Source organism: Pseudomonas sp. NY15181, from assembly GCF_048068055.1.
Classification (GTDB): Bacteria; Pseudomonadota; Gammaproteobacteria; order Pseudomonadales; family Pseudomonadaceae; genus Pseudomonas.
Genome location: NZ_JBLUPT010000005.1, coordinates 183,229 through 200,737, shown reverse-complemented (window position 1 = coordinate 200,737; position 17,509 = coordinate 183,229). Strand labels below are relative to the sequence as shown.

Below are 17,509 nucleotides of genomic sequence, written 5' to 3'. Positions count from 1 at the left end.
TGGTTTCCCTATGGGATGGATCAGGCCTTGGCCTTGGGCATCTGCGAAACCAGCGACAGGTTGACGTCCATGCCTTCCACCTGGAAGTGCGGCACGGCATACAGCTTGACGCGGAAGAAGCCCGGGTTGTCCTCGATGTCCTCGACTATCACTTTCGCTTCGCGCAGCGGGTGGGAAGCCTGCAGGTCATCGCTGGGGTCGGTCATCTCGGTGACCAGCCCGCCGATCCACTTGTTGAGCTCCAGCTCCAGGACGCGACGGTCCTTGGTGGTGCCGATATTTTCGCGCTGGATCAGCTTCAGGTAATGGGCGATGCGCGACAGCAGGAAGATGTACGGCAGGCGCGCGTTGATCCGGCTGTTGGCGGTGGCATCGGCGGTGTCGTACAGCGCCGGCTTCTGGCTCGAGTTGGCCGAGAAGAAGCATGCGTAGTCGCGGTTCTTGTAGTACGACAGCGGGATGAAGCCCAGGTTGGCGAACTCGAATTCGCGGGTTTCCGGGATCATCACCTCGGATGGGATCTTCACCTGGTTGCCGGTGCCGAGGTCGTAGAGATGAATCGGCAAGTCCGTCACCGCACCGCCGGATTGCGGGCCGCGAATCTGCACGCACCAGCCATTGTTGATGAAGCTCTTCACCATGTTGGCGGCGAAGGCGAACGAGGCGTTGGTCCACAGGTAGCGGTCGTGGTCCGGGCCCTTGACGCTCTCGACATAGTTGAAGCTGCGCACCGGCAGGGTGTCCGGACCATAGGGCAGGCGCCCCAGGACCCGCGGCATGGTCAGGCCGATGTAGCGGGCGTCGTCGCTGTCGCGGAACGACTTCCACTTGATGTACTCGGCGCGGTCGAAGTAGTTACCGATGTCCTTGATGGCGGCGACTTCCTCCATCGACTCCTTGCCGAAGAACGCCGGCCCCACCGAGCCAATGAACGGCATGTGCGCTGCGGCAGCGACCTTGGAGATGTTGCGCAACAGGGCGATGTCCTGCGGGCTGCGGTCGAATTCGTAGTTGGAGATGGCCGCCGCGATGGGCTCGCCGCCGGGGGTGTCGTACTCCTGGGTGTAGGTATGCACGTAGAGGCCGCTCTGGGCGATCTCCGGCACGTCCTCGAAGTCCTGCACCAGGTGCTCCTTGCTGATATCGAGCAGTTCGATGCGCACGTTCTGACGGAAGTCGGTCTGGTCGATCAGCGATTTGACGCCACGCCAGGTGGATTCCACGCGCTGGAAGTCCGGGTGATGCATGACCGCATCGAGCTGCCGGCTGATCTGCGCGTCCAGCGAGGCGATGTGTTCATCCAGCAGCGTCTTGTCGAGACGCTCGACCTTCTGCGACGACTTCTTGAGCAGGTCGAGGAATACGCTGACGGCGGCGGTGACGCGCTCATCGGCGGAGGCCTCGGACAGGGCCTCGGTGTTCTGGTAGGCCTCGAGCCCACCCAGCTCACTGATGGGGCTGAGGTTGATCTTGCTGAACAGGGCGGCGTAGACGCCCTGGTTTTCCTCGTTCAATACAGCGGCGCCGCGCGTGGGGGCGGACGTATGTTCTACGGACATGGGTGACCTTCCTTCGATTATCCGGATGCGTTAGCGGGCGTCGTGCGGCGCAAGTGCGGCCAGTTCGGCGCGCAGTTCGTCGCTGAGGGCGTCGTCCTTGAGGATGCGTTCCAGCTCGTGGCGGAAGGTGGCGTTGTCCAGGAGGTTGGACTTGAGGTCGCGCAGCAGGTTGCGCATGGCGAGCAGGGCGCGCAGTTGCGGAATCTGCCGGGCCACCTGCTCGGGCTCGAAGTCCTTCATGCTCTTGAAGGCGAGTTCGACGGCGGCTTCCGAGGCGTCATTGGCCAGGGTGTTCTCCACCGCCAGCTTCAGGCTGGGGGAGAACTCGGCGAGCACGTTGTCGAAGTTGTTCTTGTCGATGTTGATCTTGCTGCGCTCGGACAGCGGGCGTTGCTCCCGTCCGTTGCTGTAGTCGCCCATCACCATCAGTTTCAGCGGCAGCTCGACCTTCTTCTGGGCGCCGCCGGTGTGCAGGTCGAGCTTGATGTTGACCCGTGCCTTGGGTACTTCGTTTTGGAAGCTGTTCGAAGCCATATTTTCTCCAGACTCCCCCGCAGCAGCCGTTCGATACGGAGGCATATGTGACTGGAATCCACGGCAACAGCGCCCCTGCTCATACCATCAGTCCAGGGCCCATGAATTCCATTTCTCGGTATTGGTCGAGCAATGCCCTGCGACGCGCCGCAAGACCTTGGCTCTTTCTTTACGATGGAGTAACTCGCCGACGGCAAACCAGCGAGGCAGAGCAGTTCAGGAGATTTCCCACTGCATTTTGGAAGCCCCCTACCCTGTCTCCGGGCATTGGCCATGGACGCTTCTGTAAGAATTCGAAAGTTCAATGCGGGGATATCGCGGCCGTGGGACTTTTGCGCTTCTCGTAAGGAGTACCGATTCGGTGTAATCGTCCGAAGGACACGAGCTCAGTCCTTCAGAAAAATGCAGACACCAGGGGCGATTGGCGGACGACGGGAGCCGCACGGGCTTCCCGGTTTGCCCGCAGCCCCCGTCTCTGCTAGTGTCGCGGGGTTTCCGAATACCCCCGCCGAGATGTCCGCATGGCCCGCAAGAAAGCTTCCCTCGACTTCGAACAGTCCCTCGCCGAGCTGCAAACGCTGGTGGAGCGCCTGGAAAGCGGCGATCTGTCGCTGGAGGATTCGCTGGGCGCCTTCGAGCAGGGCATTCGCCTGACCCGCGATTGCCAGGCAGCGTTGACCCAGGCGGAGCAGAAGGTGCAGATCCTGCTGGAGCGTGACGGCGAGCTGAGCGAAGCGCCCTTCGACCCGGAAGGCGAAGACGCATGATCGCCGCCTACCAGGCGCGCTGCCAGGCGCGCGTCGATGCTGCGCTGGAAGCACTGTTCGTCGCCCCCCGTGAAGAACTCACCCGCATCTATGCCGCCATGCGCTACAGCGTGGTCAACGGCGGCAAGCGCGTGCGCCCGCTGCTGGCCTACGCGGCCTGCGAGGCGTTGGGTGGCGAGCTTGCGCGGGCCGATGGCGCGGCCTGCGCGGTGGAGCTGATCCACGCCTATTCCCTGGTGCACGACGACCTGCCGGCGATGGACGACGACGACCTGCGTCGCGGCCAGCCGACCACCCATATCGCCTTCGACGAGGCCTGCGCGATTCTCGCCGGCGACGGTCTGCAGACGCTGGCCTTTGAGGTGATCGGTAACGCCCAGCTCAATCCGCAGGACGCCCAGACCCGCCTGGACATGCTGCTGTCCCTGACTCGCGCTGCCGGCTCCGCCGGGATGGTTGGCGGCCAGGCGATCGACCTCGAATCGGTCGGCCGCAAGATCGACCAGGCCGCGCTGGAAACCATGCACCGACACAAGACCGGTGCGCTGATCGAGGCCAGCGTGCAGCTCGGCGCCCTGGCCAGCGGCCGTGCCGGCGCCGCCGATCTGGAAGCGCTGCGCCGCTATGCCCAGGCCATCGGCCTGGCCTTCCAGGTGCAGGACGACATCCTCGACGTGGAAAGCGATACCACCACCCTCGGCAAGACCCAGGGCAAGGACCAGGCCCACGACAAGCCCACCTACCCCGCCCTGCTCGGCCTCGATGCCGCCAAGGCGTACGCCCTGACCCTGCGCGACCAGGCGCTGGCCGCACTGGAAGGCTTCGGCGACTCCGCCGAGCCGCTGCGCGCGCTGGCCCGCTATATCGTCGACCGCCGCAACTGACCCTGTTACCGGGCACGCACCTTGCGTGTCCATTGGCGTGAAGCGCCCGATCAGCGGGCTCTCGCTGTGTTGCGGGCGTTTCGTATACCATATTCGACACTACTCACCTGACCGGAGCGCAACGTGACGCTACCCCTGCGCAACGCGCCCAACCTGGGCATCGCCCCTTCCGCCTCGGAGATCATCGCCAAGCATCTGCGCGAGGCGATCATTTCCGGCCAGTTGCCGGAAAACGAGCCGATCCGCCAGGACGACATCGCCCAGGTGTTCAACGTCAGCAAGATTCCCGTGCGCGAGGCGCTCAAGCGCCTGGAGGCCGAGGGCCTGGTGGAGTTCCAGCGCAACAAGGGCGCGCTGGTGACCAAGATTTCCGAGCCGGAACTGGCGCAGATGTTCGAGGTGCGGGTGATCCTCGAAGCCCAGGCGATCCGCCTGGCGGTGCCGAACATGACCGCGGAGACCTTCGAGCGCGCCGAGCGCATCTGTGCCGAGTTCGTCGGCGAGGATGACGTGGGCCGCTGGGCCGAGCTGAACTGGGAGCTGCACGCCTGCCTCTACGAACCGGCGCAGCGGCCGTACCTGATCGGCCTGATCCGCTCGATCCACGACAAGCTGGAACGCTACCTGCGCATGCAGATGAGCCTGTCCGCCGGCAAGGAACGCGCCGACCACGAGCACCACGACATCCTCGACGCCTGCCGCGCCGGCGACGGCGAACTGGCCGCGCGGCTGCTCGAGGAACACATCAACGGCGTTTGCCGCACGCTCTACGAACACCTGCCAAACCGGCCGACCCCGAGCTGATCCCTCGCGCTGCTCCTGTGCCGATTTCATCATCGGCACAGGGGAAAATCCTCAAGCGCCCACCTACCCCGCCACGCCACCCTAGGGTCAACAACAAGACACCCCAGGGGGCAGCATGAAACGCATCCAGGTTCTCGATTCCCACACCGGCGGCGAACCCACGCGCCTGGTGCTCGACGGCTTTCCCGATCTGGGCAAGGGCAGCATGGCCGAGCGCCGCCAGCGCCTGGCCGAACACCACGATGACTGGCGCGCCGCCGCCGTGCTGGAACCGCGAGGCAGCGATGTGCTGGTCGGCGCGCTGCTCTGCGAACCGGTGGACCCGAGCGCCTGTGCCGGAGTGATCTTCTTCAACAACACCGGCTACCTGGGCATGTGCGGCCACGGCACCATCGGCCTGGTGGTCTCGCTGGCGCACCTGGGACGCATCGGCCCCGGCACGCACAGGATCGAAACCCCGGTCGGCACCGTAGAAGCGACCCTGCACGACGACCGCTCGGTGAGCGTGCGCAACGTGCCCGCCTACCGCTACCGCAAGCAGGTTCCCGTGGACGTACCCGGCTACGGCACGGTACGCGGCGATATCGCCTGGGGCGGCAACTGGTTCTTCCTGATATCCGAGCACGGCCTGCGTGTGGCCGGCGACAACCTCGAAGCGCTCACCGCCTACACGGTGGCCGTGCAGAGGGCGCTGGAAGACCAGGGCATCCGTGGCGAGGACGGCGGGCTGATCGACCACATCGAGCTGTTCGCCGACGATCCCGAAGCGGACAGCCGCAACTACGTGCTCTGCCCCGGCAAGGCCTACGACCGCTCGCCCTGCGGCACCGGCACCAGCGCCAAGCTGGCGTGCCTGGCCGCCGACGGCAAGCTGCAGGCAGGCCAGCCCTGGCGCCAGGCGAGCGTGATCGGCAGCCAGTTCGAAGGGCGTTTCGAATGGGCCGGCGAGCCGGCCGAGGGGCGCATCATCCCGACCATCCGTGGCCGCGCCAACCTCAGCGCCGAGGCCACCCTGCTGCTGGAAGAGGACGATCCCTTCGCCTGGGGCATCCGTTCGTGAACGATGCGGACATCATCGTCATCGGCGCCGGCATCGTCGGCGCCGCCTGCGCCCACGCCCTCGCTCAACGCGGGCTGGACGTGCTGGTGCTGGACGCGCGCCTGCCCGGCGCCACCGCCGTCGGCATGGGCCACCTGCTGGTGCTGGACGACAACGCCGCCGAGCTGGCGCTGAGCGACTACTCGCTGCAACGCTGGCGCGAATGGGGCCGGGACATGCCCGCCGAATGCGCCTATCGCAGCAACGGCACGCTGTGGCTGGCGGCCAATGACGAAGAGATGGCCGAAGCCGAGCGCAAGTTCGCGGTGCTGCGCGAGCACGGCGTCGCCGCGAAACTGCTGAACAGCGCCGAGTTGCTGCGCGAAGAACCCGAGCTGCGCAGCGACCTGCACGGCGGGCTGGAGATCACCGGCGACGGCATTCTCTACGCGCCGCGCGCCGCCGCCTGGCTGCTGGAATCGGCGCCCAGGCCGATCCGCCAGCGCCAGGCGAAAGTGGTGGAAATCGACGAGCCGCGCGTGCGCCTGGACAACGGCCAATGGCTGAGCGCCAAGGCCGTGGTGCTGGCCAACGGCATCCAGGCCAGCGAGCTGTGCGCGGACCTGCCCATCGAGCCGAAGAAGGGCCATCTGCTGATCACCGACCGGTACCCCGGCAAGGTCCGCCGCACGCTGGTGGAGCTGGGCTACGTCACCAGCGCGCACAACGCCAGCGGCCCCTCGGTGGCCTGCAACATCCAGCCGCGCCCGACCGGCCAGTTGTTCATCGGCGCCTCGCGGCAGTTCGGCACCACCGATCCACGGGTGGAAGGCTGGATGCTGGCGAAGATGCTGCGCCGCGCCGTGGACTACATGCCGGGCCTGGCCAACCTCAACGTGATCCGCAGCTGGGCCGGCTTCCGCGCCGCCAGCCCGGACGGCCTGCCGCTGGTGGGCGAGCACCCCCGGCGCCCCGGCCTGTGGCTGGCGGTCGGCCACGAAGGACTGGGCGTGACCACCGCCCCCGGCACTGCCGACCTGCTCGCCGCGCAGCTGTGCGACGAGCCGCTGCCGCTGGCCGCCGAACCCTATTCCCCGCGCCGCTTCCTCGGAGTCACCGTCCATGCCTGACCTGATCCTCGATGGCCGCCCGCTGCGGGTCGCCGCCGGCACCACGGTGGCCGCCGCGCTCGCCCAGGGCGGCGACGGCACCACCCGTACCTCGGTCAGCGGCCAGCGCCGCGCGCCGCTGTGCGGCATGGGCGTCTGCCAGGAGTGCCGGGTGAGCATCGACGGCCAGCGCCGCCTGGCCTGCCAGACCCTGTGCCGCGACGGCATGCAAGTGGAGACCCGCCCATGAACGCAGCAGCCGATATTGTCATCGTCGGCGCCGGCCCGGCCGGGCTGTCCGCCGCCCTCGCCGCCGCGCCGAGCGGCGCCAGCATCGTCATCCTCGACGACAACCCGTTGCCCGGCGGGCAGATCTGGCGCGACGGCCCGAATGCGCATCTGCCGCGTGCGGCCACCGAGCTGCGCGAGAAGGTCGGCGCCTGCGCCAACATCCGCATTCACAACGGCACCCGCGTCGTCGCGCTGGCCGGCGAACAGGGGCTGTTGCTGGAAGATGCCGAACGCGGCTGGCGACTGGAGTACCGCAAGCTGATCCTCTGCACCGGCGCCCGCGAACTGCTGCTGCCCTTCCCCGGCTGGACGCTGCCGGACGTAACCGGCGCCGGCGGTTTGCAGGCACTGGTCAAGGGCGGCATGCCGGTCGACGGGCAACGGGTGGTGATCGCCGGCAGCGGCCCGTTGCTGCTGGCCAGCGCCGCCACCGCCCGCGCCAATGGTGCGCGCGTCCTGCGCATCGCCGAGCAGGCTGCGTGGCCCGCGCTGGCACGCTTCGCGCTGAAGCTGCCGCGTTGGCCGAACAAGTTGCTGCAGTCCTTCGGTCTCTACGACCGGACCTACCGCGCCGACAGCCATGTGGTCGCCGCGCTGGGCAGCGACCGTCTCGAAGCCGTGCGCCTGAACCAGGGCGGCAAGCTCGTGGAAATCGAGTGCGACCGACTGGCCTGCGGTTTCGGCCTGGTCCCCAACACCCAGCTCGGCCAGGCGCTGGGCTGCGCCATCGAGAACAACGCGATCCGCATCGACGCCTGGCAGGCGAGCAGCCGCGCCGGCATCTACGCGGCGGGTGAATGCACCGGTTTCGGCGGCTCCGAACTGGCGCTGGTGGAAGGCAGCATCGCCGGCCATGCGGCCGTGGGCGAGCATGAGCGCGCCCGCGCACTCTGGCCACAGCGCCAGCGCTGGCAGGGCTTCGCCGATGCACTGCGCTGCGACTTCGCCCTCGACCCGCGCCTGAACCAACTGGCCGCGCCGGACACCCTGGTCTGCCGCTGCGAGGACGTGTCCTACTCGGCGCTGGCCGGCAAACCGGACTGGACCGCCGCCAAGCTCGCCAGCCGCTGCGGCATGGGCGCCTGCCAGGGCCGCGTGTGCGGCGCGGCAGCGCAGCAACTGTTCGGCTGGCAACCGCCGGCGCCGCGCCCGCCCTTCAGCCCGACGCGCGTCGACACGCTGCTGCAACTCGCCGACGACTGAGTCCCACACGCGCATCTTCGGGTGCGCGTGTGACTTCCCCCCCTCCCTTTCGCCCCGTATCCTCAGCCGTGTTCCGTCAGCCAAGCCGTTCCCCGATGCACGACCTGATTCCCCAGGGTGCCCGCGACCTGGACAGCCTGCTGCAGACCCTGCGGCAGATCACCCCGCTGCTCGACGCCATGCCCGGCGTGGTGTTCTTCATCAAGGACACCGCCGCCCGCTACGTGCTGGTCAACCAGACCCTGGCGCGGCGTTGCGGCGTGAAGGACGCCGGCGAACTGCTCGGGCGCACCGCCGAGGAGGTTTTCCCCTCGCGCTTCGGCCCGGTCTACACCGAGCAGGACCGCCGCGTGCTTGAGTCCGGCGGCCAACTCAGCGACCAGCTGGAACTGCACCTCTACCCCGCCCGCCAACCCGGCTGGTGCCTGACCCACAAGCTGGCGCTGCGCGATGCCGACGGCAAAGTGATCGGCATGGCCGGCATCTCCAGCGACCTGCAGGCAGCGCAGTCGACCCATCCGGCGTACCAGCGCCTGGCCACGGTGGACGCCTATATCCGCGAGCACTTCGACAAGCCGATCAACCTCGGTGAACTCACCGAGCTGGCCGGGCTGTCCGTCGCCCAGCTGGAGCGTCACTGCAAGCGCATCTTCCAGCTCACGCCCCGGCAGATGATCCACAAGGCCCGCCTCGGCGCCGCCACCCGCCTGCTCGCCGAAGACCTGCCGATCACCGAGATCGCCCTGCGCTGCGGTTACACCGACCACAGCGCCTTCAGCCGCCAATTCCGCGCCCTCACCGGGCTGTCGCCGACCCAGTACCGCGAGTCGCAGGCCACGCTGCGCTGATGCGCAGTGCTCCCATTCGGCGCAACGGAACACTCTCCTGCTTCATTTGGTAACAGCCTTCAGAAGCATCCTTCAGCCGTCTCTCCGCATCCGAATGGTCCGCCGCCCTCAACGGCGGGGCCTGCGCCCCAAGACGTCCTCTTGAGCAATTTCTGGCACATGCCTTGCTCTAGAAAATATCGTATACGAAATCCCTAATACAAAAATCACTGCACAACACTGACCAGAGCGAGGCCCCCATGAAATTCAGTCGAATCGCTGTAGCCCTCACCGCTGTTGCCAGTACCTTTCTCGTTACCCAGGCCCAGGCCGACAAGCTCGACGACATCATCGAATCCGGCAAGCTGCGCTGCGCGGTGACCCTGGACTTCCCGCCCATGGGCTCGCGCGATGCGCAGAACAACCCGGTGGGCTTCGACGTCGACTATTGCAACGACCTGGCGAAAGTCCTCGGCGTTACCGCCGAAGTTGTCGAGACGCCCTTCCCCGACCGCATCCCGGCGCTGGTTTCCGGCCGCGCCGACGTCATCGTCGCCTCCACCTCCGACACCCTGGAGCGCGCCAAGACCGTGGGCATGACCGTGCCCTACTTCGCTTTCCAGATGGTGGTGCTGACCCGCGAAGACACCGGCATCAAGAGCTACGACGACATCAAGGGCCGCCCGGTGGGCAACACCAGCGGCACCTACGAAGCCATCGCCCTGGAAAAGGACGTGAAGAAGTGGGGCAACGGCAGCTTCCGCGCCTACCAGACCCAGAACGACACCATCCTCGCCGTCGCCCAGGGCCACATCGACGCCACCGTGGTCACCAACACCGTCGCCGCCTCCACCCTGAAGTCCGGCAAGTACAAGGGCCTGAAAGTGGCGGGCAATGCGCCCTACGTCATCGACTACGTGTCGCTGGCCGCCCAGCGCAACGAGTTCGGTCTGATCAACTACCTCAACCTGTTCGTCAACCAGCAGGTGCGCACCGGCCGCTACGCCGAGCTGTACGAGAAGTGGGTCGGCGGTAGCCCGGTCGAGCTCACCGTACCCCACGTGTACTACTGACGGCGGACCGATGATGTCTTCGATGCATGCATCAGACGTTGCGGACGTGGCCCTCGCCGGCCGCGTCCTGATGGGCGGCAGCGCCGAGGGGGCGCTGTTGTACGCGGGGACGGGGCTGAGCCTGTGGGGTGGCGTTGATCCCTATACAAGCGAAGTCATCGACCGCCACCACCCGCTCAGCGGCAGCCTGCTGTCCGGCCGGGTGCTGGCGATCCCCAGCGGACGCGGCTCCTGCACCGGCAGCAGTGTGATGCTGGAAATGCTGCTCAACGGCCACGCCCCGGCGGCCCTGCTGCTGGCCGAACCGGACGAAATCCTCACCCTCGGCGTGCTGGTGGCGCAGGTGCTGTTCGGCCGCGCGATCCCGGTGCTGTGCCTGGGGCGCGAAGGGTTCGAACGGATTGCCGGCGGCGTCTGGGCGCGCATCGAAGACGGTCGGGTAACACTTCATCCACAACGCCCCGCCGACGATTGGCGGGGCGTGATGGCCAGCGATGCCGGGCCGCTGCCCGAGGGCCTGGCGCTGGACGCCGACGACCGCGCGCTGCTCGATGGCGCACACGGCAAGGCCGCCCAGGCGGCCATGCAGATCCTCCTGCGCATGGCCGCGCTGCAGGGCGCCAAGGACCTGCTGGACGTGACCCAGGCGCACATCGACGGCTGCATCTACACCGGCCCCGCGAGCCTGCGCTTCGCCCGCCAGCTAGTGGAATGGGGCGCCAAGGTCCGCGTGCCGACCACCCTCAATTCGATTTCCGTGGACCACCGCCGCTGGCGCGAGCTGGGGGTCGACAAGGACTTCGGCGAGCCGGCCAGCGCGGTGGGCGACGCCTACATGGCGATGGGCGCGCAGCTCAGCTACACCTGTGCGCCCTACCTGCTGGACAGCGCGCCCGGCCTCGGCGACCAGGTGGTCTGGGCGGAGTCCAACGCCGTGGTGTACGCCAACAGCGTGCTCGGCGCGCGCACCCTGAAATACCCGGACTACCTGGATATCTGCATCGCCCTCACCGGCCGCGCGCCGAACGTCGGCAGCCACCGCGACGAGGGGCGGCTGGCCGCGCTGCGGGTGGATGTCGAACTGCCGGCAGCCCATGACGAGTCGATCTACCCGCTGCTCGGCTACCACATCGGTTCGCTGTGCGGCAGCCGCATCCCGGTGGTCGAGGGCCTGCAACCGCTGGCCCCGGACAGCGACGCACTGAAAGCCTTCGGCGCGGCCTTCGCCACCACCTCGGCGGCGCCGATGTTCCACATCGCCGGGGTCACCCCGGAGGCACCGGACGTGGCCACCGCCCTCGGCGGCCAGGCGCCGCGCCAGCAGCTGCGCATCACCCCGGCGGACCTGGTCGCCACTTGGCACGAACTGGACCGCGCCAGCGAGCCGACCGTGCAACTGGTCTCCCTGGGCAACCCGCACTTCTCCGCCAGCGAATGCGCCAGCCTCGCCCGGCTGCTGGCCGGACGCCGCAAGCATCCGGACGTCGCGCTGGTCATCACCCTCGGCCGCGCCGTGCAGGAGCAGGCGCGCGCGGCGGGCCACGTGCAGGTGCTGCAGGACTTCGGCGCGCTGCTGGTCAACGACACCTGCTGGTGCATGCTCGGCGAACCGATCATCCCGCCGCACTGCACCACGCTGATCACCAACTCGGCGAAGTACGCCCACTACGGTCCGGGGCTGGCCGGGCGCCAGGTGCATTTCGGCAGTCTTGCCGCGTGCGTCGAGGCGGCCTGCAGCGCCCGCGCCGACGGCGGCGTGCCGGCCTGGCTGAACGGAGAGGCACGCTGATGTTCAACTACAGCTTCCACTGGCGCTCCGCGTTCCAGGCCCTGCCGGACATGCTCGGCGGCGCCTGGGTGACCCTGGAAACCGCCGCCCTGTCGATGTTCCTGGGGGTGCTCATCGCCCTGCTGCTGACCGTCATGCGGCAGATGAAGAACCCATGGCTGAAGGGCTTCGCCGACACCTGGGTGTCGATTGCGCGCAACACCCCGTCGCTGTTCCAGATCTACATCCTGTACTTCGGCCTGGGCTCCTTCGGCCTGCACGTCAGCTCCTGGGTGGCGCTGCTGGCGGGGATCACCTTCAACAACGCCGGCTACCTCGCGGAGAACTTCCGCGGCGGCCTCAAGGCCGTGCCGGACACCCAGATGCGCGCCGCCCGCTCGCTGGGCATGAACGCCTTCCAGGCGTACCGGCTGATCGTCATTCCGCAGCTGCTGCGCATCGTCTTCTACCCGCTGACGAACCAAATGGTCTGGGCGGTGCTGATGACCTCCCTGGGCGTGGTGGTGGGGCTCAACAACGACCTCACCGGCGTGACCCAGGACTTCAACGTGCGCACCTTCCGCACCTTCGAGTTCTTCGCCCTGGCCGCGGTGCTCTATTACATCATCGCCAAGGTCATCGTGGCGGCCGCCCGCCTGCTGGGCTGGCGTCTGTTCCGCTACTGAAAAGGAGGCCACTCATGTTCGAAACGAGCTTCACCGCGGGCGACCTGCAGTTCCTCCTCCAGGGAGCCTGGGTCACCGTCAAGCTGACCATCGCCGCGATGCTCATCGGCACCCTGGCCGGCGTGCTGATGGGCTGGCTGCGCGCCACGCTGCCACGCGCCAGCCTGCCGCTGGGCTGGTTCCTCGACCTGTTCCGCAGCGTGCCGCTGCTGATCCAGTTCGTCCTGTTCAACTCGCTGAAAAGCATCGCCGGGCTGAACTGGAGCGCCTTCTCCGTCGGCTGCCTGGTGCTGGGCATCTACGCGGCGGCGTACTGCACCGAGATCGTCCGCAGCGGCATCCTCGCCGTGCAGCCCAACCTGCGCCGCGCCAGCCGTTCGCTGGGCCTCTCCTACTGGCAGGACCTGCGCTACATCGTCCTGCCGCTGGCCACCCGCGTGGCCTTCCCCGGCTGGCTGAACCTGGTGCTGGGGGTGATGAAGGACACCGCGCTGGTCATGTGGATCGGCATCGTCGAACTGCTGCGCGCCTCGCAAACCATCGTCACGCGCATTCAGGAGCCCCTGCTGGTGCTGTGCATCGCCGGGGTCATCTATTACCTCATGAGCTGGGTGGTGGCGCGCCTCGGCACCCGTCTGGAAACAAGGTGGCAGGAAAATGATTGAAATCGACAACGTGCACAAAGCCTACGGCGACCTCGAAGTGGTCAAGGGCGTGAGCCTGACCGTGAAGAAGGGCGAAGTGGTCTCGATCATCGGCGGCTCGGGCTCGGGCAAGTCCACCCTGCTGATGTGCATCAACGGCCTGGAGCCGATCCAGCGCGGGAAGATCCGCGTCGATGGCACCGAGGTCCATGCCAGGACCACCGACCTGAACAAGCTGCGGCAGAAGATCGGCATCGTCTTCCAGCAGTGGAACGCCTTCCCGCACCTCACCGTGCTGGAGAACGTGATGCTGGCCCCGCGCAAGGTGCTCGGCCAGAGCAAGGAAGAAGCCGAGGCGATGGCGGTGAAGCAGCTCAAGCACGTGGGCCTTGGCGACAAGCTCAGGGTGTTCCCCAACAAGCTCTCCGGCGGCCAGCAGCAGCGCATGGCGATCGCCCGCGCGCTGGCCATGTCGCCGGACTACATGCTGTTCGACGAAGCCACCTCGGCGCTCGACCCGCAGCTGGTGGGCGAGGTGCTCGACACCATGCGCCTGCTCGCCGAGGAAGGCATGACCATGGTGCTGGTGACCCACGAGATCCGCTTCGCCCGCGATGTGTCCGACCGCGTGGCGTTCTTCCGCAACGGGCTGGTGCATGAGATCGGCGCACCGGAGCAGGTGATCGGCAACCCGCAGCGGGCGGAGACGGCGGAGTTCCTTCGGTCGGTGAACTGACAAGAGCCCCTCACAGCAACTTTCGCAAAATCAGGGAGACAGACATGCGTTCGAGCAAGATCATCCACGTGGTCAGCTGCCACGCCGAAGGCGAAGTCGGCGACGTCATCGTCGGCGGCGTCGCCCCGCCGCCGGGCGACACCGTGTGGGCGCAATCGCGCTGGATCGCCAGCGACGAGACGCTGCGCAACTTCGTCCTCAACGAACCGCGCGGCGGCGTGTTCCGCCATGTGAACCTGCTGGTCCCGGCGAAGGACCCGCGCGCGCAGATGGCCTGGATCGTCATGGAGCCGGCGGACACCCCGCCGATGTCCGGCTCCAACTCGCTGTGCGTAAGCACCGTGCTGCTCGACAGCGGCATCCTGCCGATGCAGGAACCGCAGACCCGCCTGACCCTGGAAGCCCCCGGCGGGCTGATCGAGGCCGTGGCCGATTGCAAGGACGGCAAGGTGCAACGCGTGGAAGTGCGCAACCTGCCCTCCTTCGCCGACAAGCTCGACGCCTGGATCGAGGTGGAAGGCATCGGCTCGCTGCAGGTGGACACCGCCTATGGCGGCGACAGTTTCGTCATCGCCGACGCCCAGGCCCTGGGCTTCAGCCTGCACGCCTCGGAGGCCGCCGACCTGGTCGCCACTGGGCTGAAGATCACCCACGCGGCGAACCAGCAGCTGGGCTTCAAGCACCCGGAAAACCACGACTGGGCGCACATCTCCTTCTGCCAGCTGGCCGCCCCGGTGGAGCGCATCGACGGCGTGCTGCACGGCCGTAACGCGGTGGTGATCCGCCCCGGCAAGATCGACCGCTCCCCCTGCGGCACCGGTTGCTCGGCGCGCATGGCGGTGCTGCATGCCAAGGGCCAGATGAAGGACGGCGATCGTTTCGTCGGCCACTCGATCATCGGCTCGCAGTTCCACTGCCGCATCGACGGTCTCACCGAAGTCGGCGGCAAGGCGGCCATCCACCCGCGCATTGCCGGGCGTGCCTGGATCACCGGCACCCACCAGCACCTGCTCGATCCGGACGATCCGTGGCCCGAAGGCTACCGGCTCTCCGACACCTGGCCCAACGGCTACTGATTCCAGCCCAACCCTTTTCGCCGCGTAGCGGCACCCAACGGACCCGCGCAACGGGTCGAACGACGAAATGCAGCGGATATCCCCAATCCATTTCGTATACGAAATACACTAATTGGAGGCAACATGAGCAAGAAGGTCAATTGGAGCGGTGTATTCCCCGCGGTCACCACTCAGTTCAACGACGATTTCTCGGTCAACCTGGACGCCACCCACAAGGTGATCTCCAACCTGGTGCGCGACGGCGTGTCCGGGCTGGTGGTGTGTGGCAGCGTGGGCGAGAACACCTCGCTGACCATCGAGGAAAAGATGGCCGTGACCGAAGTTGCCAAGGACGCCTCCGGCGGCCGCGTGCCGGTGATCTGCGGCATCGCCGAGTTCACCAGCCACGGCGCCTCCCAGGTGGCCAAGGCGGTGCAGAAGGTCGGCGTCGACGGCATCATGGTCATGCCGGCGCTGGTCTACTCGTCCAAGCCCCACGAGACCGCCGCGCACTTCCGCAGCGTGGCCACCAGCACCGACCTGCCGGTGATGGTCTACAACAACCCGCCGATCTACAAGAACGACGTCACCCCGGACATCCTCATCTCCCTGGCCGACTGCGAGAACATCGTCTGCTTCAAGGACAGCTCCGGCGACACCCGCCGCTTCATCGACGTGCGCAACGAAGTGGGCGACCGCTTCATCCTCTTCGCCGGCCTCGATGACGTGGTCCTGGAAAGCCTCGCGGTGGGCGCCGAAGGCTGGATTTCCGGCATGTCCAACGTCTTCCCGCAGGAAGGCGAGACCATCTTCCGCCTGTGCAAGGCCGGCCGTTACGAAGAAGCCATGCCGATCTACGAATGGCTGATGCCGATCCTCCACCTCGACGCCCGTCCGGACCTGGTGCAGTGCATCAAGCTCTGCGAAGAGATCGCCGGCCGCGGCACCGCCCTCACCCGCCCGCCGCGTCTGGCGCTGCAAGGCGCCGACCGCGAGCATGTCGAGCGGATCATGGCCAAGGCCCTGGCCACCCGGCCGAAGCTGCCTGACGTAGGGCTGTGATCCAACCCCTCACCCCGCGCCTCCCTCCGGGAGATAGCGGGGTGAGGGCCACCCGAGCGCCCCTTCCACCGTGGACCACCGGAGCCCCACGCCATGACCTCCACGACGACCGCCACACCCCGTGACCTGCCCCGCGAAACCACCCACGCACCCGCCGGCCTGAAGCGCGTGGTCGCCGCCGCCATGGCCGGCACCGTGGCCGAGTGGTACGAATTCTTCCTCTACGGCACCGCCTCGGCGCTGGTCTTCGGCCAGCTGTTCTTCCGCCAGACCGACAGCCCCATCGACGGCATCATCGCCGCGTTCGCGCTCTACGCCGTGGGCTTCCTCGCCCGCCCGCTGGGCGGCCTGGTGTTCGGCCACTACGGCGACAAGCTGGGCCGCAAGCACCTGCTGCAGATCAGCCTGATCGTGGTCGGCATCACCACCTTCCTCATGGGCTGCCTGCCCACCTTCGCGACCATCGGCTACGCCGCGCCGGTCCTGCTGGTGCTGCTGCGCCTGATCCAGGGCTTCGCCTTCGGTGGCGAATGGGGCGGCGCAATCCTGCTCGTCTCCGAGCACAGCCCGGACGACCGCCGTGGCTTCTGGGCCAGCTGGCCGCAGGCCGGGGTGCCGGCCGGCAACCTGGTGGCGACCGTCGCCCTATTGCTGCTGTCCACCGGACTGTCGGAACAGCAGTTCCTCGAATGGGGCTGGCGCGTGGCTTTCTGGTTCTCCGCCGTGGTGGTGCTGATCGGCTACTGGATCCGCAGCCGGGTCGACGACGCGCCGATCTTCAAGGAAGCCCAGGCACGCCAGCAGCACGTACAGCAGGCCCAGCTGGGCGTGGTGGAAGTGGTCACCCGCCACTGGCGCGCGGTGCTGGTCGGCATCGGCGCGCGATTCGCCGAGAACATCCTCTACTACACCGTGGTCACCTTCTCGATCACCTACCTCAAGCTGGTGGTGCACAAGGACACCTCGCAGATTCTCCTGCTGATGTTCGGCGCGCACCTGCTGCACTTCTTCATGATCCCGCTGATGGGCTACCTGTCCGACATCGTCGGGCGCAAGCCGGTGTACCTGACCGGCGCGCTGCTCACCGCGCTGTGGGGCTTCGTCGGCTTCCCGCTGATGGACACCGGCAACGACTGGCTGATCATGGCCGCCATCGCCCTGGGCCTGGCCATCGAGTCGATGACCTATGCGCCCTACTCGGCGCTGATGGCTGAGCTGTTCCCCACCCACGTGCGCTACACCGCATTGTCGCTGTGCTACCAGGTGGCGCCGATCTTCGCCGGCTCCCTGGCGCCGCTGATCGCCGTCAGCCTGCTCAAGGAATACAACAGTTCCACCCCGATCGCCTGGTACCTGGTCGGCGCCTCGGTCATCTCCCTGGTCGCCGTCGGCCTGACCCGGGAAACCCGCGGCAAGTCGCTGCGCGAGGTGGACGCCGAAGCCGCCGCCCGTCACGCCCAATCCTGAT

Annotated in this window: 18 protein-coding genes; 16 read left to right on the top strand and 2 right to left on the bottom strand. The window is 67.3% G+C overall.

Annotated elements, in window-relative coordinates; all coding sequences use genetic code 11:
• Positions 1 to 20 precede the first annotated feature (20 nt).
• Complete coding sequence (tssC, locus tag ACNFBT_RS14640) at positions 21 to 1,559, bottom strand: type VI secretion system contractile sheath large subunit (RefSeq protein ID WP_416750425.1); 1,539 nt, start codon at positions 1,557 to 1,559, stop codon at positions 21 to 23.
• Positions 1,560 to 1,589: 30 nt separating this feature from the next.
• Positions 1,590 to 2,093, bottom strand: coding sequence for a type VI secretion system contractile sheath small subunit (gene tssB, locus ACNFBT_RS14635; RefSeq protein ID WP_416750423.1), 504 nt, complete (start codon positions 2,091 to 2,093; stop codon positions 1,590 to 1,592).
• Positions 2,094 to 2,614: 521 nt separating this feature from the next.
• Here tssB and ACNFBT_RS14630 point away from each other — a divergent pair.
• The 16 genes from ACNFBT_RS14630 (at position 2,615) to abaF (ending at position 17,508) form a co-directional block, all read left to right on the top strand.
• On the top strand, positions 2,615 to 2,860 hold the full coding sequence (locus tag ACNFBT_RS14630; protein ID WP_416750421.1) for an exodeoxyribonuclease VII small subunit: 246 nt from the start codon (positions 2,615 to 2,617) through the stop codon (positions 2,858 to 2,860).
• Positions 2,857 to 3,744, top strand: a complete 888-nt coding sequence (gene ispA, locus ACNFBT_RS14625; RefSeq protein WP_416750419.1) for a (2E,6E)-farnesyl diphosphate synthase — start codon at positions 2,857 to 2,859, stop codon at positions 3,742 to 3,744. The genes ACNFBT_RS14630 and ispA overlap by 4 nt, the downstream gene beginning before the upstream one ends.
• 135 nt (positions 3,745 to 3,879) lie before the next feature.
• Entirely contained in the window at positions 3,880 to 4,548 is a 669-nt protein-coding gene (locus ACNFBT_RS14620) for a GntR family transcriptional regulator (protein WP_416750668.1), read from the top strand.
• Positions 4,549 to 4,663: 115 nt separating this feature from the next.
• On the top strand, positions 4,664 to 5,608 hold the full coding sequence (locus ACNFBT_RS14615; RefSeq protein ID WP_416750417.1) for a 4-hydroxyproline epimerase: 945 nt from the start codon (positions 4,664 to 4,666) through the stop codon (positions 5,606 to 5,608).
• Complete coding sequence (locus tag ACNFBT_RS14610; RefSeq protein ID WP_416750415.1) at positions 5,605 to 6,717, top strand: NAD(P)/FAD-dependent oxidoreductase; 1,113 nt, start codon at positions 5,605 to 5,607, stop codon at positions 6,715 to 6,717. The genes ACNFBT_RS14615 and ACNFBT_RS14610 overlap by 4 nt, the downstream gene beginning before the upstream one ends.
• Positions 6,710 to 6,946, top strand: coding sequence for a 2Fe-2S iron-sulfur cluster-binding protein (locus tag ACNFBT_RS14605; RefSeq protein ID WP_416750413.1), 237 nt, complete (start codon positions 6,710 to 6,712; stop codon positions 6,944 to 6,946). The genes ACNFBT_RS14610 and ACNFBT_RS14605 overlap by 8 nt, the downstream gene beginning before the upstream one ends.
• A complete protein-coding gene (locus tag ACNFBT_RS14600) occupies positions 6,943 to 8,190 on the top strand; it encodes an FAD-dependent oxidoreductase (protein ID WP_416750411.1) in 1,248 nt (415 codons plus the stop codon). Before ACNFBT_RS14605 ends, ACNFBT_RS14600 begins: the two co-directional genes overlap by 4 nt.
• Before the next feature lie 95 nt (positions 8,191 to 8,285).
• Positions 8,286 to 9,038, top strand: coding sequence for a helix-turn-helix domain-containing protein (locus tag ACNFBT_RS14595; protein ID WP_416750409.1), 753 nt, complete (start codon positions 8,286 to 8,288; stop codon positions 9,036 to 9,038).
• A 239-nt stretch (positions 9,039 to 9,277) separates the two neighbouring features.
• The gene (locus tag ACNFBT_RS14590) at positions 9,278 to 10,090 is read left to right on the top strand and encodes a transporter substrate-binding domain-containing protein (protein ID WP_416750407.1); all 813 of its coding nucleotides are present in this window, start codon (positions 9,278 to 9,280) and stop codon (positions 10,088 to 10,090) included.
• A gap of 22 nt (positions 10,091 to 10,112) precedes the next feature.
• Positions 10,113 to 11,879 carry an aconitase X gene (locus ACNFBT_RS14585; RefSeq protein ID WP_416750405.1) on the top strand — a complete coding sequence of 589 codons (1,767 nt, stop codon included), beginning with the start codon at positions 10,113 to 10,115 and terminating at the stop codon, positions 11,877 to 11,879.
• On the top strand, positions 11,879 to 12,544 hold the full coding sequence (locus ACNFBT_RS14580) for an amino acid ABC transporter permease (protein WP_416750403.1): 666 nt from the start codon (positions 11,879 to 11,881) through the stop codon (positions 12,542 to 12,544). Before ACNFBT_RS14585 ends, ACNFBT_RS14580 begins: the two co-directional genes overlap by 1 nt.
• Positions 12,545 to 12,558: 14 nt before the next feature.
• Positions 12,559 to 13,209 carry an amino acid ABC transporter permease gene (locus ACNFBT_RS14575; protein ID WP_416750401.1) on the top strand — a complete coding sequence of 217 codons (651 nt, stop codon included), beginning with the start codon at positions 12,559 to 12,561 and terminating at the stop codon, positions 13,207 to 13,209.
• Positions 13,202 to 13,924, top strand: coding sequence for an amino acid ABC transporter ATP-binding protein (locus ACNFBT_RS14570; protein WP_416750399.1), 723 nt, complete (start codon positions 13,202 to 13,204; stop codon positions 13,922 to 13,924). Before ACNFBT_RS14575 ends, ACNFBT_RS14570 begins: the two co-directional genes overlap by 8 nt.
• Positions 13,925 to 13,968: 44 nt before the next feature.
• The gene (locus ACNFBT_RS14565) at positions 13,969 to 15,000 is read left to right on the top strand and encodes a trans-3-hydroxy-L-proline dehydratase (RefSeq protein ID WP_416750397.1); all 1,032 of its coding nucleotides are present in this window, start codon (positions 13,969 to 13,971) and stop codon (positions 14,998 to 15,000) included.
• A 123-nt stretch (positions 15,001 to 15,123) separates the two neighbouring features.
• On the top strand, positions 15,124 to 16,041 hold the full coding sequence (locus tag ACNFBT_RS14560) for a dihydrodipicolinate synthase family protein (protein ID WP_416750395.1): 918 nt from the start codon (positions 15,124 to 15,126) through the stop codon (positions 16,039 to 16,041).
• Between the two features lie 93 nt (positions 16,042 to 16,134).
• Positions 16,135 to 17,508: a fosfomycin efflux MFS transporter AbaF gene (gene abaF, locus ACNFBT_RS14555; RefSeq protein ID WP_416750393.1), complete on the top strand. Its 1,374-nt coding sequence runs from the start codon at positions 16,135 to 16,137 to the stop codon at positions 17,506 to 17,508.
• Position 17,509 lies beyond the last annotated feature (1 nt).

What these genes read in the sequence shown, in the direction of transcription:
- tssC (WP_416750425.1), bottom strand. Translation starts at nt 1,559, where the DNA reads ATGTCCGTAGAACATACGTCCGCCCCCACGCGCGGCGCCGCTGTATTG.
- tssB (WP_416750423.1), bottom strand. Translation starts at nt 2,093, where the DNA reads ATGGCTTCGAACAGCTTCCAAAACGAAGTACCCAAGGCACGGGTCAAC.
- ACNFBT_RS14630 (WP_416750421.1), top strand. Translation starts at nt 2,615, where the DNA reads ATGGCCCGCAAGAAAGCTTCCCTCGACTTCGAACAGTCCCTCGCCGAG.
- ispA (WP_416750419.1), top strand. Translation starts at nt 2,857, where the DNA reads ATGATCGCCGCCTACCAGGCGCGCTGCCAGGCGCGCGTCGATGCTGCG.
- ACNFBT_RS14615 (WP_416750417.1), top strand. Translation starts at nt 4,664, where the DNA reads ATGAAACGCATCCAGGTTCTCGATTCCCACACCGGCGGCGAACCCACG.
- ACNFBT_RS14605 (WP_416750413.1), top strand. Translation starts at nt 6,710, where the DNA reads ATGCCTGACCTGATCCTCGATGGCCGCCCGCTGCGGGTCGCCGCCGGC.
- ACNFBT_RS14600 (WP_416750411.1), top strand. Translation starts at nt 6,943, where the DNA reads ATGAACGCAGCAGCCGATATTGTCATCGTCGGCGCCGGCCCGGCCGGG.
- ACNFBT_RS14595 (WP_416750409.1), top strand. Translation starts at nt 8,286, where the DNA reads ATGCACGACCTGATTCCCCAGGGTGCCCGCGACCTGGACAGCCTGCTG.
- ACNFBT_RS14590 (WP_416750407.1), top strand. Translation starts at nt 9,278, where the DNA reads ATGAAATTCAGTCGAATCGCTGTAGCCCTCACCGCTGTTGCCAGTACC.
- ACNFBT_RS14585 (WP_416750405.1), top strand. Translation starts at nt 10,113, where the DNA reads ATGCATGCATCAGACGTTGCGGACGTGGCCCTCGCCGGCCGCGTCCTG.
- ACNFBT_RS14580 (WP_416750403.1), top strand. Translation starts at nt 11,879, where the DNA reads ATGTTCAACTACAGCTTCCACTGGCGCTCCGCGTTCCAGGCCCTGCCG.
- ACNFBT_RS14575 (WP_416750401.1), top strand. Translation starts at nt 12,559, where the DNA reads ATGTTCGAAACGAGCTTCACCGCGGGCGACCTGCAGTTCCTCCTCCAG.
- ACNFBT_RS14570 (WP_416750399.1), top strand. Translation starts at nt 13,202, where the DNA reads ATGATTGAAATCGACAACGTGCACAAAGCCTACGGCGACCTCGAAGTG.
- ACNFBT_RS14565 (WP_416750397.1), top strand. Translation starts at nt 13,969, where the DNA reads ATGCGTTCGAGCAAGATCATCCACGTGGTCAGCTGCCACGCCGAAGGC.
- ACNFBT_RS14560 (WP_416750395.1), top strand. Translation starts at nt 15,124, where the DNA reads ATGAGCAAGAAGGTCAATTGGAGCGGTGTATTCCCCGCGGTCACCACT.
- abaF (WP_416750393.1), top strand. Translation starts at nt 16,135, where the DNA reads ATGACCTCCACGACGACCGCCACACCCCGTGACCTGCCCCGCGAAACC.